The organism is Ruegeria lacuscaerulensis (assembly GCF_013034685.1).
In the GTDB taxonomy this organism is placed as follows: Bacteria; Pseudomonadota; Alphaproteobacteria; order Rhodobacterales; family Rhodobacteraceae; genus Ruegeria; species Ruegeria lacuscaerulensis_B.
In genome coordinates this window covers 234,931-250,436 of record NZ_WQGO01000003.1, presented here as the reverse complement: position 1 = coordinate 250,436, position 15,506 = coordinate 234,931, and the positions used below count along the sequence as shown (strand labels likewise).

The following is a 15,506-nucleotide window of genomic DNA, read 5'->3' as shown; positions in this document are numbered from 1 at the left end:
CCGCGCATGAGCTATCACACGATCATCCTGGGTGCCGGTGCTGCTGGCATGATGTGCGCGGCCAATTGTGGCGGGCGGGTTCTGGTGATCGACCACGCCAAAGCGCCGGGTGAGAAGATCCGCATCTCGGGCGGTGGGCGATGCAATTTCACCAATATGCATGCGGGGCCGGGCAATTTCCTGTCGCAGAACCCGCATTTCTGCAAATCCGCGCTGGCACGGTACACGCAGTGGGATTTCGTTGATCTGGTTGGTCGCCATGGCATCGCATGGCACGAGAAAACGCTGGGGCAGTTGTTTTGCGACGGCTCGTCGAAGCAGATCATCCAGATGTTGCTGGATGAGATGGCGCGCGCCGGGGCCGAGCTGTGGGTGCAAACTAGTCTTCGCGATCTGCGCAAGACCGAAGCTGGGTTCGCGTTGGAGGTCGAGCGGGAAGGCCAGCGTCACGACCTGACCTGCCGCAATCTGGTGCTGGCTACCGGTGGCAAGTCCATCCCCAAGATGGGCGCGACCGGGCTGGCCTATGACATCGCGCGACAATTCGGCCTGCGGGTCACGGATACCAGCGCGGCGCTGGTGCCCTTCACCTTCTCGGATGGCCGGTTCAAAGAGCTGTCAGGCGTGTCCGTACCTGCGCGCCTGTCGAACGTGCGCACCAGCTTTGATGAGGCGTTGTTGTTCACCCATCGTGGCCTCAGCGGACCGTCAGTGCTGCAACTGTCGTCCTATTGGCGTGAAGGCGAGGCGATCTGCGTCAACCTGATCCCGGGCTTGCCCCTGTTCGACCTGCTACGCGATCAGCGTCAGGTCGGAGGGCGCAAGGCCCTGACCACCGAACTGGCACGCCACCTGCCCGCGCGATTGGTGGAGTACCTGAAACACCATCTTCCGATGAATGGAAATCTGGCCGATCAATCCGACGTCGCCCTGACCGATCTAACAGCAGCTCTTTCCGACTGGCAATTGACCCCCTCAGGCACCGAAGGCTATCGCACCGCCGAGGTCACTTTGGGCGGGATCGACACAGATGATCTGTCGTCTAAAACGATGGAGGCCAGGGATGTCCCCGGCCTCTATGCGATTGGTGAAGCAGTGGATGTCACTGGGTGGCTGGGCGGCTATAACTTCCAGTGGGCGTGGTCCTCGGGCCATGCTGCCGGAACCGCCATTGCGGCGCATTAGCCAACACATCCAATGGCGCGGCCCTAGCCGACGACGTTGTACCCGCGTCCACGCATGCAGTTGCGCACGATGACTTCCTGGTTCTGAGTATTGCTGATCGCACTGGCCCCTGCACCGACAATGGCACCAGCAACTGCCGCGCGGCCAAGATCACTGGCGCTGTCGTCGATGATAGCCTTGGTGCCAGCGACACCCGCCGCACCGATCGCCGCAGCCCCTGCCGTGTTACCATCCACTACCGGCTGAGACCGGGCCAACGCCTGACATTGGGCCAGATCCGCGTTGTAGTTCGGACCCACGGGCCCATCGACCACGGGCTGGTAATTGGCACCCACATTGGTGCAGGCCCCCGCAACAAGCAGAGCGGGCAGGATCAAAGAGACTTTACGGTAGGACATAATCTTAACCTCACATTGAATTTGGTGGCACGCAAAACCAAAAATGCTGGTGCGTCAACCAGATGGCACCGCAGCTTGGCGCAACCGGCGGTCTATTGCAAATCCTTAGTCCGCCAGCCGCTTCTGCACCTCTGCCGTGAAGTCGTCGCCTCGTTGTTCAAAATTGTCATATTGGTCGAAGCTGGCCGCCGCCGGGGCCAGCAAGACCGTCTCACCCGGTTGGGCATCGGCGAAGGCCTGCGCCACGGCTGCGCCCATGGTGGTGCAAACCTGCGCCTCGGCCTCAAGCTGCATGGCAAAACCAGCAGCCTCACGCCCGATGACGTAGGCTTTGACAACATGGTCTTTCGCGCCGTTCAGGGCATCGAGCCCGCCCTCTTTCTCAAGCCCGCCGCAAATCCAGCGAATCTTCTTGAACGCGCGCAACGCCTTGAGCGCACTGTCCACATTGGTGGCCTTCGAGTCGTTCACATAGGTCACACCATTCGCTTCGGCGATGATCTGACTACGATGCGGCAAGCCCGGATAGCTGTGTAGCGCATCTTCGATCACGCGCGGGGCCAGCCCCAACGCGCGGCACGCTGCATAGGCGGCACAGGCGTTTTGATGGTTATGGGTACCCGGCAGACCCTTGATCTCACGCAGGTCAATCGCGCCGGTTTGGCGGCCTTTGCGGTATTCCGAAAGAAACCCTTTGCGCGCAAAAACCTGCCACCCCGGCCCCGTCAGCTTGCGCGTGACCGAAATCCGCATGACCCGGTCATCCGCGGGCCCCTCGGCCAGTTGGCCTGCCAGAAACGCACCTTCTTTCTCATCCACTCCGATCACCGCGCGGTCGGGCCCGCCTTCGGCGAACAGGCGGCGCTTGGCGGCGAAATAGCCGCCCATCCCGCCATGCCGATCAAGATGATCGGGCGACAGGTTGGTAAAAACCGCCACATCCGGCGTCAGCGCACGCGCCAGTTCGGTCTGATAGCTCGACAGTTCCAGCACGACGACCGAGCCATCGCCCCCGGGCTCGATATCCAGCACACCGCGTCCGATATTGCCCGCCAGTTGCGTTTCTCGCCCGGCCGCAGTCAGAATATGATGGATCAGCGCGGCGGTCGTTGATTTACCGTTCGACCCGGTGACCGCTATGACCCGCGGAGGGGTGTCGAAATTGTTCCACTCCGGCCCGGCGAAAGACCGAAAAAACAGGCCGATATCATTGTCCACCGGCACCCCGGCCTCCAATGCCGCCGCAACAACCGGGTTCGGCTCGGGGTAGAGATGCGGAATGCCGGGGGAAACGATCAGGCTCGCAATATCGTCAAACGCACCTTGCCGCCGCAGATCAGCGCAAGTGAACCCCTCGGCTTCGGCCTTTTCTCGGGCTGCTGGGTTGTCATCCCAACAGGTCGGTTCAGCCTTCCCGGCCCGCAGGGACCGCGCGGTCGCCAACCCGGATCGCCCCAGCCCCAGAACTGCAATTTTCTGTCCTGAACACCCTTTGACCGGGATCATGCCGCCCACCTTCTTCTGCCGCCAAATGCGCCGCCACACTGCGCAGAAGAAACCAGCATTGGCAAGAGACGCAAAAGGCTCGCGCGTCAGCGCGAGCCGGGCCCAACTGGTGGCAGGCGGGCCGCAGGCCCTCCGAACCAGGCGGGAGCGTTACCGGACCTTCAGCGTCGCCAACCCGATCATCGCCAGGATCAGCGAGATGATCCAGAACCGGATCACAATCGTCGGCTCGGCCCAGCCTTTTTTCTCATAGTGATGATGGATCGGCGCCATCAGGAACACCCGTCGCCCGGTCCGTTTGAAATACAGCACCTGAATGATAACACTCAGCGCCTCGACCACAAACAGGCCGCCAACAACAGCCAGCACCAGTTCGTGCTTCGTGGCCACCGCTATCGCCCCCAAAGCACCGCCCAAGGCCAACGACCCCGTGTCGCCCATGAACACCGCCGCCGGGGGTGCATTGTACCACAGGAACCCAAGTCCCGCGCCGAAGAGCGCCGAGGTAAAGATAAAAATCTCGCCAGTCCCCGGCACATAATGCACGTCCAGATATTCGGTAAAGTCGACCCGCCCAACCGCATAGGCAATCACACCCAAAGTCGAGGCTGCAATCATCGCAGGCATAATCGCCAACCCGTCCAGCCCGTCGGTTAGGTTCACCGCATTCGCAGCCCCCACGATCACAACAATCGCAAACGGGATATAGAAAATACCCAGATTAACCAGCGTATCCTTGAACACCGGCACCGCCAATTGGTTCTGCAACGCCTCTGGGTGGTGCAGCGTTGCCCAGACCGAGGCCAGCACTGCAATCAACACCCCCAAAGCCAAGCGCATCTTCCCTGATACGCCCTTGGTGTTCTGTTTGGAGACCTTGGCGTAATCATCCGCAAAGCCAATCGCCGCATATGCCAAAGTCACGAACAAAACCATCCAAACATAGGGGTTGTCCCACCGCGCCCAGACCAGCGTCGACGTGACCAGAGCACCCACGATCAGCAAGCCCCCCATCGTTGGCGTTCCCGCCTTGGAAAAATGCCCCTCGGGACCATCGTCACGGATCGGCTGACCCTTGCCCTGCTTGCGACGCAGCACATTGATCAGCGGTTTGCCGAAGATAAACCCAAAGATCAGCGCTGTCATAAAGGCACCACCCGCACGGAAGGTGATATAGCGAAAGAGGTTAAAGAAATCCCCGCCATCCGATAGGCCGGTCAACCAATAGAGCATCCTAGTACCTTTCTGATGCGGCGATCATGGCTCAAGCGCGCTCCCTTGCCCCATTTCACGCAGCCCGTCAACAATCCGTGCCAATGCCATACTCAGCGAGCCCTTGGCCAGAACTACATCCCCCGACCGGATCAGGTCAGGCAGCTTGTTGGCCATCTCGGCGCTTGTTTCCGTCCAAAGCCCGCGCTTGTCGTCGGGCAGCGCGTCGTGCAACGATTTCATCAGCGGACCAATGCAATGCACTTGATCGACCTTGGCCATCGCCGCAACATCTGCCATAGCCGCGTGCATTGGCAATTCCTGCGCACCCAGCTCTTTCATGTCACCCAGAAACGCGATGCGGCGGGAACCTTCGGCGGCTGCCAAAACGTCCAACGCCGCTGCCATCGAGGTCGGGTTGGCGTTGTAGCTGTCGTCCAGCAGCTCAATCTGACCACCACCAGCCAACGCGATTTGCTCGCGCACGCCACGGCCTTTGACTGGGGACCAGCGGCGCAGACCGGCAATCGCCTTGTCCAGATCGACCCCCATCTCGACGCAGGCCGCCAGAGCACCCAGGGCATTCATCGCAAAATGCGTGCCCGCCGATTGCACGTCGAAACGGACGGCGTCACCGCCCACCTGAGCTGTCGCGTGAACGGAGTCTGCGCTCTGCTCAACATCCGTGAGAATGTAGTCTGCCGCCGCGCGCCCAAATTCCACAATGCCGGCACCACAGCTTTGCGCTGTCTCACGCAAGATACCTGCATGTTCAATATCAGCATTCACGATGGCCGCCCCACCGGGTTCCAGCCCTTCGAAGATCGCAGCTTTTTCATGAGCGATACCGGCCACCGAGTCGAACGCTTCAAGATGCACGGCCGCTACGGTCGTCACCAGCGCCACATGCGGGCGGGCCTGTTGGGCCAGAGGCGCAATCTCTCCGGGATGGTTCATGCCGATCTCAATCACTGCAAATTCGGTGTCGCGCGGCATCCGCGCCAAGGTCAGCGGCACGCCCCAATGGTTGTTGTAGCTGGCGACGCTGGCGTGGGTTTTGCCCTGCGTTTTTAGAACATTGGCCAGCATTTCCTTGGTCGAAGTCTTGCCCACACTGCCCGTCACACCCACCACGCGCGCATCGGTGCGTGCGCGGCCTGCCCGGCCCAACGCCTCCAACCCGGCCTGTACATCGTCGACGATCAGCAACGGCGCATCCTCGGCCACGCCATCGGGGATGCGGGACACCAAAGCCGCCCTTGCCCCCTTTTCCAACGCCTGAGCCACGAAGTCATGCCCGTCCCGTGCCGCCTTTAGCGCCACGAACAGGTCGCCGGGTTGCAAGGTTCGGGTGTCAATCGACACGCCGTTCACGGACCAGTCACAGGTGACGCGCCCGTCTGTAGCATCAGCGGCCTCAGCCGCAGTCCAGAGCGTCATGCCACCCTCCCGTCCAGCGCGGCCACGCTGATGCTGGCCTGTTCCACATCGTCAAAGGGCAGAACCTGATCGCCGACAATCTGGCCGGTTTCATGCCCTTTGCCCGCAATCAACAAAGCATCCCCCGGTTGCAGCGCGTCTATGCCGCGCAGAATGGCCTCGGCCCGGTCGCCCACCTCAGTCGCCTCAGGCGCGCCCAACAAAACGGCGGCGCGTATGGCGGCCGGATCCTCGCTGCGCGGGTTGTCGTCGGTGACAAAGACCACGTCGGCATGGTTTGCGGCGGCCTGCCCCATCAAAGGCCGCTTGGTCGCATCGCGATCGCCGCCGGCGCCAACAATGGCAATCAGCCGCCCCATCACATGTGGGCGCAACGCCTTGAGCGCAGTGGCCACAGCGTCAGGCGTATGGGCATAGTCGACGAACACCGCCGCTCCATTGTGGCGCGTCGCTGCAAGTTGCATCCGGCCCCGCACGGTTGTCAGATGCGGCAGAGTTTCAAATACGCGCTCAGGCTCTTCCCCGCCCGCGATCACCAGACCACAAGCCAGAAGGATGTTTTCAGCCTGGAACCCGCCGATCAGGTTCAAGCGGGTCTGGAACACTTTGCCTTGCCACGAGAACCGCAAATCCTGCCCGGTCGCGTCAAAACGCTGGTTCATCAGGCACAGATCCGCATCGCCCAGCCCAACGGTCAGAACCTCCTGCCCGCGCGCCTTGGCGATCTTGCGGACTTCGGCCCCTTTGGGGTCGCTCATATTGATCACGACGGTGCCGTCTTGCGGCAGAACCCGGTCGAATAGACCAGCCTTGGCAGCGAAATACGCCTCGAACGTTTCGTGGTAGTCCAGATGGTCCTGCGTGAAGTTCGAGAACCCCGCGGCCGTCAGATGCACCCCGTCCAGACGGCGCTGTTCTAACCCGTGCGAGGACGCCTCCATCGCGGCGTGGGTCACGCCATTTGCGGCCGCCTCAGCCAGACAGCGATGCAGGGTGATCGGCTCGGGCGTGGTGTGGGCCAGAGGGGCAGTCCATGCGCCTTCGACCCCAGTGGTGCCAAGGTTAACGGCGGCGTGGCCCAGCTCCATCCAGATTTGGCGCACGAATGTGGCGACCGAGGTTTTTCCATTGGTTCCAGTTACGGCCACAATGGTCTGGGGCTGCGCGCCAAACCACAGCGCGGCGCATCCAGCAAGCGCCTGACGCGGGTCTTCGGCCACGATCAAAGCTGCATCCGATGCAGCCAGTTCTGCTGCTGCGATCTGCGCCCCTTCGGCATCGGTCAGGATGGCTGCCGCGCCCATGCGCAGGGCGTATTGGATAAACTCACCGCCGTGCACGCGGGTGCCAGGCAAAGCGGCAAACAGGAACCCCTCCTGCACCTCGCGGCTATCCACGGCCAGTCCGTTGATGTCAGGGTTTGCCCCTCCGCGCGCGGTCAGGGCCAGTTGGCTGAGTTTTTTTGTTCTTGTGCCCATGCCCTACCCTTTGCCGGACGGTCTAATTTGAGGTGAGCGTTATAGCAGCGCGTGCCTCAGGCTCAAGCCGGGGACGCAGGCCCAGCAAGGGGGCGACACGTCCGATCAGTTCCGCAGCAACTGGAACGGCTGTCCACCCTGCCGTGCGGCGCTTTTCGCCGTAAGCCACGATTGAAGGTTCATCCAGCGTGACAATCAGCACGTATTTCGGATCATACGCCGGAAAGATCGTCGCAAAGGTCGAGATCACCTTGTCATCATAATAGCCGCCGCGCGGTTTCGGCTTATCTGCAGTGCCGGTCTTGCCCGCCACGTCATAGCCCGCCACATCGCCAAAGCTGGCGGTGCCATCCGTGACCACCTTGCGCAACATCTGCTGCGCCTGACGCGCAGCGCTGTCGGACATGACACGCGGCCCGTACTGAGGCCCGTTTTTGCGCAGGATTGTCGGGCTGACATAGTGCCCACCATTCGCGATCGCCGCATAGCCCGCCGCCAGATGCATCGGGCTGGTCGACAAACCATGACCATAGGAAATGGTCACAGTGCTGAGTTCGCCCCACTTCTTGGGTTTCAGGGGTTCGCCACCTGCGGCCTCGACAATCTCGAACGGGGTGGGCTCGAACATGCCCAACGCCTTGAGGAACTGCTGCTGCCGTTGTGCACCGATCTGCAAAGCCAGCCGTCCGGTGCCCCGGTTCGAGCTGTGGACGATCACATCCGCCACGCTGATCTCGCCATAGTTCTTGCCGTTGAACTCGCCTATCGGGAACCGCCCGATCCGCATCGGACCCGAGGTGTCGATGATCGTGTTGGAATTCACCAAGCCAAGCTGCACCGCCTGAGCCGCCGTGAAAATCTTGAAGACAGAGCCCAGCTCGTACACGCCCTGCACATATCGGTTGAACAGCGGACTGTCCGAAGGATCGAACCCTGAGGTCGGCGGGCGCGGTCGGTCATTGGGATCAAAAGACGGTAGCGATGCAGCTGAGACGACCTCACCCGTATGAGCGTTCATCAGAACAGCGGACGCGCCCTTGGCGTTCATGATCTTCATGCCGCCATACAGAACCTGTTCGACCGCCGCCTGTACCGTCAGGTCCAGCGACAGTTGCAGCGGCTTGTTGCCATTGGCAGGGTTGCGCAGATAGTCGTCGAATTGTTTCTCGACACCAGCCACACCGATCACCTCGGCGGCGCTTACGCCTTCGCGCCCAAAGCCCGAGCCACCCAGAATATGCGCGGCCAGCTTACCGTTTGGATAAAGCCGCATCTCACGCGGGCCGAACAGGATACCAGGATCGCCGATGTCATGCACAGCCTGTTTCTGCTCGGGCGAGATCCGTTTCTTAATCCACAGGAATTTACGGTCGCCTGTGAAGTCCTTGATCAGGCGCTCTTTTTCCAGATCAGGAAAAATCGCCACTAACTGGTCCGCAGCCGCCACCGGGTCAATCATCAAAGGCGGCTGGGCATAGACAGAATAGGTGTCCAGATTGGTCGCCAGAATGCGTCCTTCGCGGTCAACGATATTGGCGCGCTGCATTGCAATGGCGGCACCCGGCGCGCTGGCCAGCGGTTCCTGCGCCTCGGACGTGGCCAACATACCCATGCGGGCGCCAACCACGGCAAACGCACAGAAAAAGAACAGACCCAGCACCAAAAGGCGCCCTTCGGCCCGCGCACGGGCGCGGTCTTTCATGTCTTCGTGACGCTGGCGGATATTCTCGCGCTCGATGGCTTTGGGGTTCTCACCCTTGGCGCGGGCGTCGAGAATACGGGCCAGAGGACGGAGGGGCGTACGTGTCATGGAATCTGCACCTCGCCCAGTGCCTGAATATTGGTGATCGCTTCCAACTCAAAAGGATCAACACCCGGCAAGTCCGGGTCTTCGGCGTAGGAGACCTGGTCGGCGCGCCCAAACTGCTCGGCACGCAAGGGCAACAGGCCCAAGCGCTCAAAGTTCAAGTCAGCCAGTTCGCGAAGGCGGTCCGGACGGTTTAGATAGGCCCATTCGGCGTTCAACACCGCCAGACGTACCTGCGCCATACCGATTTCACGCTGCAATTTCTGCGTTTCCTTTACCACCTGCTGGGTGCGGTAATTTTCTTGATACGCCCAAAGGGCCAGCCCGAACACCGAAAGCGCAGTTAAGACGTACAATATACTTTTCATCTTGCTCTTCCCCCAAGTTGCGGCATCCCAATAGCGCGGGCTTCAATTTCCCCCGCCGGAGCCTCAGTCCGTACCGCCACGCGCAGCTTGGCCGAGCGCGCGCGCGGATTTTCTTGCAATTCCTGCTCGTCCGGCCCCACCGCCTTGCGCGTTTTCAGCGTGAATTGCGGCAGCTCCTGTTCCATCTCGGGCGCATAGCGGTTGGCGCGCCCGGTTTTACCCGCCCGCGACTGAAAGAACCGTTTGACCATGCGATCTTCGATGGAATGAAACGTCACCACGGCCAGTTGCCCGCCGGGCTTTAACGCCCGCTCGGCAGCCATGAGGCCTTGAAACAGTTCCTCATATTCTGCATTCACCGCGATCCGCAGCCCCTGAAAGCTGCGGGTCGCCGGGTGCGACTGCCCCGGTTTGGGGCGCGGCAGGCAGGATTCGATGATCTCGGCCAAACGAAGGGTCGTCGTGATCGCCTCCTCCGTACGCGCCTTGACGATGGCCTTGGAAATGCGGCGGCTTGCGCGTTCTTCGCCATAATGGAACAGGATATCGGCCAGTTGCGCTTCGGTTGCGGTATTGACCAGATCTGCAGCGCTTTCGCCCTCCTGGCTCATCCGCATGTCCAGAGGGCCGTCCTTCATGAAGGAAAAGCCCCGCTCGGCCATATCCAACTGCATGGAAGACACGCCCAAATCCAGCACGACGCCATCCAGATCCTGCGCATATTCATCCATGCGCGAGAATACACCGGCCTGCATCACCAGCCGGTCACCATAGTCGCCCGCCCATTCGGCTGCCATCTCAAAGGCCAGCGGATCACGATCAACGCCGATGACCTTGTCAGCCCCGGCGTCCAGCAGACCGCGCGTATAGCCACCCGCACCGAACGTCCCATCCAGCCAGACGCCCGAAACAGGAGCCACAGCCGCCAGCAATGGGCGCAACAGAACAGGGATATGAGGCTTCTCGGACGAGGGAGTAGCGCCGGCCATGCCGTTACGCGTCCCCGGCGCCGTCTAGGAATTCCAGCGGATCGAAATCGTCCGGCTGATCATCCAACCACTCTTCGGCGGCGGCGAGTTCCTCGGATTCGTATGTTTCCGGCTTCCAGATTTGGAATGTATCGCCCGCGGCGATAAAGAAGGCCTCGCCCTCGAGACCGATTTTGCTGCGCAGCTTGGCCGGCAGCACCAGACGTCCGGTTTCATCCACGGTTGTTGGAAAGGACTGCCCGTGAAACATGCGCTGCAACATCTTCCGCTGCATCGACCCGCGCGGCAAAGCGTCGATCTTGGCATCGACCTCGTCGATCGCCTGCATTGTATAGCATTCCAGAAATTTGCGGCGATGGTCGCCGTAGACGATCACCAGTTCAGGTGTGTCACCGGGCTGCCAGTTCGGATCAGAGGATTCAAGCACGCGGCGAAACGAGGCCGGGATCGAGACCCTGCCTTTCGTATCCACCTTGTGGTGGCTTTCACCTCTAAACCTGCGCGCCAAGACGACTGTCCCTTTCGCTTGCGCCCCACTTGAACTTCACGTTCCCCCCGGATGAAAAACGGCGGGTTGATCTGCTGCCACTGATCAACCCGCCGCATTGGCCCGCTGAGCGGGAAGTCCAGCTGCGCGCGCCACCTGGGGGGATGTCTGCTCGCCCGCGCGCCGGATCTCTTAAATGATGAAAGCGAGATGCCTGTATGAAACCTGTATTTTATTGGTTCGGGGTCGTTTGGTGCCCCATGTGCCTCGTCCTCATCGGATGAATAAGGGATGCCATGGGAATTTATGGAAAGCAATGAAAAATTTCTCTGCAATATTGGCGATTCTAAAGTCAAACCTCAAAATTCGAGATTAAATATAAGATATCACCACAATATGTTGTTACAACAACCCACAACACGCCGATATATACACATTCCGGAGCATTTCCCTGAATTCCCATCAATTCCCAAAAAACTTTCCAATCAAGCAGGAATTCAAGGAAATCGGCATTTAGGCAACAGATTTTCGGGACGAATCGATGGCGATGAATCGCAGGCTTTCCATAAGATCCGTTGGGCAAACAACGCTTCGCCCATGAATTCCCATGCCCTTCTGGGGCAATAGTTCAGCAGCGCGACTACAAAAGCATCGCTAAACGGATGCACAAATTTCGGAAACTCCGCACAAAGATTTCGCAGAAAACCCGCATCAAGGATCAAGCTGACATTTCTTCCGAAAAGTGTAAAAGCTGAAAACCTTTATTTTTAAGGCACTTTCTTCCCTAAAACGCCAACCGGTTGATATCCATGCATTTGCTGCATAGCGGCATTGACGACGCGAACCATTGTGCAATCGCAGCATTTGCCTATTTTCAATCTCAAGCAAACGCCGGAACGCCCGGCAACACGGAAACACACAGGTTTTACTCATGGCCGCAGCAACACATCAAACCGCGCTCAAAAGCTCACCGGCAACCGGCATGGCTTCATTGATCGACGCGGCAAAGATCCGGTTCGCGCGCTATCGCGTCTACCGTCGGACAGTGAATGAACTGTCCGAATTGTCGAACCGAGAGCTGGCTGATTTGGGCCTGCACCGCTCGATGATCCGGCGCCTTGCGCTGCAAGCGGCCGAAGAGCAATTCGCGCGCACTTAAGCGCAACCATATACCGAGATCAGGTCCTTCCTCCTCCCTTTAGGACCTGTATTTCAGCGGCGGCATCTCTCCTCCTCCCTGATGTCGCCGCAGATTATACCGGCCCTGAACGCCGGAACGCGATACACCGGGTTCTCCTCCTCCCTTTCCCGGTGTTGAAAGCGCGCGGCGACGTCTCTCCTCCTCCCTGACGTCGCCGCGACTTAAACATACCGGGATCAGACCCGGACGAAGATACATCAGGGCTCTCCTCCTCCCTGCCCTGATGTTGAAAGCGCGCGGCGACACCTCTCCTCCTCCCTGGTGTCGCCGCGACTTAGACATACCGGGATCAGACCCGGGTTCAGATACATCAGGGCTCTCCTCCTCCCTGCCCTGATGTTGCAAAGAACGGCGGTTCCCCTCCTCCTCCCTGGGGACCGCCGTTTTTCTTTTTTCGGCCCATTTTGTATGGTGATGGAGTGTTGACTTAGTTCAGGAGCATTCCATGGCCGCGTATTTCATCGCTCAGATTTCAATCCACGACCCGGACGGGTACCAGAAATATCTGGAGAGCTTCATGCCCATCTTTGACCGCCACGGAGGGCGCCTGCTGACCGTCTCGTCAAAACCGGTCGAAGTGATTGAGGGGGCATGGGAAAAAGATGGGATCGTTCTGATGGAGTTTCCCAGCCTCGAAGCCGCAAAGGCATGGAAAGACGACCCCGACTATATCGAGCTGGCCAAAATCAGGCAGAATACAGCCTCAGCCAATTTAGTTCTGGTTGACGGATTGTGACCGCTAAAACGGCACGTCGTCCTTGGCGGTCAGGAAACGCGCAACCACCTTTTTGACGCCTGACTTGTCGAAATCGACCTCGACCTTGTCGCCCTCGATACCGATCACCGCGCCGTAGCCGAATTTCTGGTGAAAAACCCGCTCACCCAGCGTGAAACTGGCCACTGCGGTCGCATCAATCACCGTATTGCGGCTTTCGCGAGGCTGCGACATCCCATATTGCCCCTGACGCGCCTGCATCCGCTTCCACCCCGGTGAGTTGTAGACATCCGCCTTTACCGCGCGGGTTTCAATGGTCGCCGCCGGTTGAGCGCCGCCATAAAGCCCCGGAGGCGTCAAAACCTCCACATGATCCTCGGGCAATTCGTCGATGAACCGCGATGGCATCGCATTCTGCCACTGCCCGAACACCCGCCGGTTGGCCGCGAAGGAAATCGTGCAGACCTCTTCGGCGCGCGTGATGCCCACATAGGCCAGTCGCCGCTCTTCCTCCAAACCCTTGAGGCCGGATTCGTCCATCGACCGCTGCGAGGGGAACAGACCATCCTCCCACCCCGGAAGGAATACGGTGGGAAACTCCAATCCCTTGGCCGCGTGCAGCGTCATGATCGAGACTTTGGCCCCGTCGCCGTCCTGCTCATTGTCCATGACCAGACTGACATGCTCCAAGAACCCCTGCAGGTTCTCGAAATTGTCCAACTGGTTGACCAGTTCCTTGAGATTCTCCAACCGTCCTGGTGCCTCAGGCGTCTTTTCATTCTGCCAATGAGCCGTATAGCCGGATTCGTCCAACACGATCTGCGCCAGTTCGATATGCGAGACCTCGGGCTCACCAAACCGCAGCGGCGCGCCGTCGTCGATGACCGAGTCATCCTCGACCTCGATCCGCGGCCCGCGCGTCATCGCATTCCAGCGCGCCAGCCCCTCGATCAATTCGCGCAGCGCCTTGCCGCCTTTACCCTTGATCAGCCCATTGTCGACCGCAATCCGTGCCCCGTCGACCAGCGACACGCCATTTTCGCGCGCGGTCATCTGGATCGTCTGCTGCGCCTTGTCGCCCAAACCACGCTTGGGCGTGTTCACGATCCGCTCGAACGCCAGATCGTCGCCGGGGCTGACCACAAGCCGGAAATAGGCCATGGCATCGCGGATCTCCATCCGCTCATAGAACCGAGGGCCACCGATTACCTGGTAAGGCAACCCGATGGTCAGAAACCGATCCTCGAACGCGCGCATCTGGTGCGAGGCGCGAACAAGAATCGCGATCTCGTCCAGATTCATCGGACGAATCCCACGCGTGCCACCCTGCAGCGCGTCGATTTCCTCGCCAATCCAGCGGGCCTCTTCCTCGCCATCCCAATGACCGATCAGGTTGACCTTGTGGCCGTCTTCTGCATCCGTCCAAAGCTCTTTACCCAAACGGTTTTCATTGCCGCGAATGACGTTCGAGGCGGCGGCCAGAATATGCGGGGTCGAGCGGTAATTCTGCTCTAGCCGCACCACAAACGCGCCGGGAAAGTCCTTTTCGAACCGCAGGATATTGCCCACCTCGGCCCCGCGCCAGCCATAGATCGACTGGTCATCATCGCCCACGCAACAGATATTCTTATGCCCTCCGGCCAGCAGTCGCAGCCATAGATATTGAGCGACGTTGGTGTCCTGATATTCGTCCACGAGGATGTATCGGAACCAGCGTTGGTACTGTTTCAACACATCCTCGTGCTGCTGAAAGATCGTGACCATGTGCAGCAACAGGTCGCCGAAGTCGACGGCGTTCAGCTCCAGCAGTCGGCGCTGATACGCGGCGTAGAGCTCAATGCCTTTGTTGTTATACGCTCCGGCATCTGCAGCGGGCACTTTGTCGGGCGTCAATGCGCGGTTCTTCCAATCGTCGATAATTCCGGCCAACATACGCGCCGGCCAGCGCTTGTCGTCAATATTGGCTGCCTGAATCAATTGCTTGAGAAGACGCAACTGGTCGTCGGTGTCCAGAATGGTGAAGTTCGATTTCAAGTGAAGCGCTCGATCGGCAACTTGCTCTTGTGGACGAGGAACTGGTCCAACATCATAGTTTGAGGCTTCTTGCATCCCCAATGGATCGACAAGCCCATCAGATTTGTCTGCGGCCGGAAGCACCTGACCATCTCCAACCAATTCCGCATGTCGGCGCAGCAGCTTGACGCAAATTGAGTGGAAGGTACCCAGCCAAGGCATTCCCTCGGCCGGCTGGCCCAACAATCGACCCACGCGGTTTTTCATTTCGCGCGCGGCCTTGTTCGTGAATGTCACCGACAGAATCTCATTCGGGCGGACTCGCCCGGTGCTGAGCAGATGCGCGATCCGCGCCGTCAGCGCTTTGGTTTTTCCCGTTCCCGCCCCGGCCAACATCAGAACCGGACCGTCCAAACGCTCCACCGCCTCGCGCTGCGCGGGGTTCAGATCGTCAAGATAGGGGGAAGGTCGCGCAGCCATCGCGCGCGCGGACAGGGATGCGCCCTCGAAGGCGTCCATTTCGTCGGAACTGCTCATACCCGCAAACTACGCCGGATCAGTCCCGAGGGAAAGAGTTTGTTCACCCCTTGTTCGCAAAGAATTTTGTAGAAGGTTCCAATCAATTCTAATCAACTCCTCTGATTTGCGCAGACAAAAGTTAACCTTCCGTCAAAGCTTGCACCTGATGCTTCCAGCCAAAGAAGTGG

14 protein-coding genes are annotated in these 15,506 nt (G+C 59.7%); 4 read left to right on the top strand and 10 right to left on the bottom strand.

Features of this window, described 5'->3' with window-relative positions:
* The first annotated feature begins 6 nt into the window (after window positions 1-6).
* Window positions 7-1,185 carry a BaiN/RdsA family NAD(P)/FAD-dependent oxidoreductase gene (locus GOV80_RS08925; RefSeq protein WP_170784116.1) on the top strand — a complete coding sequence of 393 codons (1,179 nt, stop codon included), beginning with the start codon at window positions 7-9 and terminating at the stop codon, window positions 1,183-1,185.
* A 23-nt stretch (window positions 1,186-1,208) separates the two neighbouring features.
* Here the strand turns inward: GOV80_RS08925 and GOV80_RS08920 are convergent, their stop codons facing one another.
* The 9 genes from GOV80_RS08920 to mraZ all read right to left on the bottom strand — a co-directional run bounded on the left by GOV80_RS08920 (window position 1,209) and on the right by mraZ (window position 10,891).
* Window positions 1,209-1,583, bottom strand: coding sequence for a glycine zipper family protein (locus tag GOV80_RS08920; RefSeq protein ID WP_170769209.1), 375 nt, complete (start codon window positions 1,581-1,583; stop codon window positions 1,209-1,211).
* Between the two features lie 105 nt (window positions 1,584-1,688).
* Entirely contained in the window at window positions 1,689-3,089 is a 1,401-nt protein-coding gene (murD, locus tag GOV80_RS08915) for a UDP-N-acetylmuramoyl-L-alanine--D-glutamate ligase (RefSeq protein WP_170784114.1), read from the bottom strand.
* 150 nt (window positions 3,090-3,239) lie between these two features.
* The gene (gene mraY / locus GOV80_RS08910; RefSeq protein WP_170784112.1) at window positions 3,240-4,322 is read right to left on the bottom strand and encodes a phospho-N-acetylmuramoyl-pentapeptide-transferase; all 1,083 of its coding nucleotides are present in this window, start codon (window positions 4,320-4,322) and stop codon (window positions 3,240-3,242) included.
* A gap of 24 nt (window positions 4,323-4,346) precedes the next feature.
* Window positions 4,347-5,741, bottom strand: coding sequence for a UDP-N-acetylmuramoyl-tripeptide--D-alanyl-D-alanine ligase (locus tag GOV80_RS08905; RefSeq protein WP_170784110.1), 1,395 nt, complete (start codon window positions 5,739-5,741; stop codon window positions 4,347-4,349).
* A complete protein-coding gene (locus GOV80_RS08900; protein WP_170784108.1) occupies window positions 5,738-7,219 on the bottom strand; it encodes a UDP-N-acetylmuramoyl-L-alanyl-D-glutamate--2,6-diaminopimelate ligase in 1,482 nt (493 codons plus the stop codon). Before GOV80_RS08900 ends, GOV80_RS08905 begins: the two co-directional genes overlap by 4 nt.
* Window positions 7,220-7,241: 22 nt before the next feature.
* Complete coding sequence (locus GOV80_RS08895; protein WP_170784106.1) at window positions 7,242-9,029, bottom strand: peptidoglycan D,D-transpeptidase FtsI family protein; 1,788 nt, start codon at window positions 9,027-9,029, stop codon at window positions 7,242-7,244.
* Window positions 9,026-9,394: a cell division protein FtsL gene (gene ftsL, locus GOV80_RS08890; RefSeq protein ID WP_170769203.1), complete on the bottom strand. Its 369-nt coding sequence runs from the start codon at window positions 9,392-9,394 to the stop codon at window positions 9,026-9,028. The genes GOV80_RS08895 and ftsL overlap by 4 nt, the downstream gene beginning before the upstream one ends.
* Window positions 9,391-10,383: a 16S rRNA (cytosine(1402)-N(4))-methyltransferase RsmH gene (gene rsmH, locus GOV80_RS08885; protein WP_170784104.1), complete on the bottom strand. Its 993-nt coding sequence runs from the start codon at window positions 10,381-10,383 to the stop codon at window positions 9,391-9,393. The genes ftsL and rsmH overlap by 4 nt, the downstream gene beginning before the upstream one ends.
* 4 nt (window positions 10,384-10,387) lie before the next feature.
* Entirely contained in the window at window positions 10,388-10,891 is a 504-nt protein-coding gene (mraZ, locus tag GOV80_RS08880) for a division/cell wall cluster transcriptional repressor MraZ (RefSeq protein WP_170769201.1), read from the bottom strand.
* A gap of 270 nt (window positions 10,892-11,161) precedes the next feature.
* Here mraZ and GOV80_RS08875 point away from each other — a divergent pair, with 270 nt between their 5' ends.
* The 3 genes from GOV80_RS08875 to GOV80_RS08865 all read left to right on the top strand — a co-directional run bounded on the left by GOV80_RS08875 (window position 11,162) and on the right by GOV80_RS08865 (window position 12,807).
* Window positions 11,162-11,497, top strand: a complete 336-nt coding sequence (locus tag GOV80_RS08875; protein ID WP_170784102.1) for a hypothetical protein — start codon at window positions 11,162-11,164, stop codon at window positions 11,495-11,497.
* Window positions 11,498-11,801: 304 nt separating this feature from the next.
* Window positions 11,802-12,029, top strand: coding sequence for a DUF1127 domain-containing protein (locus tag GOV80_RS08870; protein ID WP_170769200.1), 228 nt, complete (start codon window positions 11,802-11,804; stop codon window positions 12,027-12,029).
* Window positions 12,030-12,516: 487 nt separating this feature from the next.
* Window positions 12,517-12,807, top strand: coding sequence for a DUF1330 domain-containing protein (locus GOV80_RS08865; RefSeq protein ID WP_170784100.1), 291 nt, complete (start codon window positions 12,517-12,519; stop codon window positions 12,805-12,807).
* Between the two features lie 3 nt (window positions 12,808-12,810).
* Here GOV80_RS08865 and GOV80_RS08860 read toward each other — a convergent pair whose 3' ends face one another.
* On the bottom strand, window positions 12,811-15,336 hold the full coding sequence (locus GOV80_RS08860) for an ATP-dependent helicase (protein ID WP_170784098.1): 2,526 nt from the start codon (window positions 15,334-15,336) through the stop codon (window positions 12,811-12,813).
* Window positions 15,337-15,506 lie beyond the last annotated feature (170 nt).

Excerpts from the sequence above, each read along its gene's own strand:
- GOV80_RS08895 (WP_170784106.1), bottom strand. The coding sequence starts at position 9,029 with ATGACACGTACGCCCCTCCGTCCTCTGGCCCGTATTCTCGACGCCCGC.
- GOV80_RS08875 (WP_170784102.1), top strand. The coding sequence starts at position 11,162 with ATGCCATGGGAATTTATGGAAAGCAATGAAAAATTTCTCTGCAATATT.
- GOV80_RS08870 (WP_170769200.1), top strand. The coding sequence starts at position 11,802 with ATGGCCGCAGCAACACATCAAACCGCGCTCAAAAGCTCACCGGCAACC.
- GOV80_RS08860 (WP_170784098.1), bottom strand. The coding sequence starts at position 15,336 with ATGAGCAGTTCCGACGAAATGGACGCCTTCGAGGGCGCATCCCTGTCC.
- GOV80_RS08865 (WP_170784100.1), top strand. The coding sequence starts at position 12,517 with ATGGCCGCGTATTTCATCGCTCAGATTTCAATCCACGACCCGGACGGG.
- rsmH (WP_170784104.1), bottom strand. The coding sequence starts at position 10,383 with ATGGCCGGCGCTACTCCCTCGTCCGAGAAGCCTCATATCCCTGTTCTG.
- GOV80_RS08925 (WP_170784116.1), top strand. The coding sequence starts at position 7 with ATGAGCTATCACACGATCATCCTGGGTGCCGGTGCTGCTGGCATGATG.
- GOV80_RS08900 (WP_170784108.1), bottom strand. The coding sequence starts at position 7,219 with ATGGGCACAAGAACAAAAAAACTCAGCCAACTGGCCCTGACCGCGCGC.
- GOV80_RS08920 (WP_170769209.1), bottom strand. The coding sequence starts at position 1,583 with ATGTCCTACCGTAAAGTCTCTTTGATCCTGCCCGCTCTGCTTGTTGCG.
- murD (WP_170784114.1), bottom strand. The coding sequence starts at position 3,089 with ATGATCCCGGTCAAAGGGTGTTCAGGACAGAAAATTGCAGTTCTGGGG.
- ftsL (WP_170769203.1), bottom strand. The coding sequence starts at position 9,394 with ATGAAAAGTATATTGTACGTCTTAACTGCGCTTTCGGTGTTCGGGCTG.
- mraY (WP_170784112.1), bottom strand. The coding sequence starts at position 4,322 with ATGCTCTATTGGTTGACCGGCCTATCGGATGGCGGGGATTTCTTTAAC.
- GOV80_RS08905 (WP_170784110.1), bottom strand. The coding sequence starts at position 5,741 with ATGACGCTCTGGACTGCGGCTGAGGCCGCTGATGCTACAGACGGGCGC.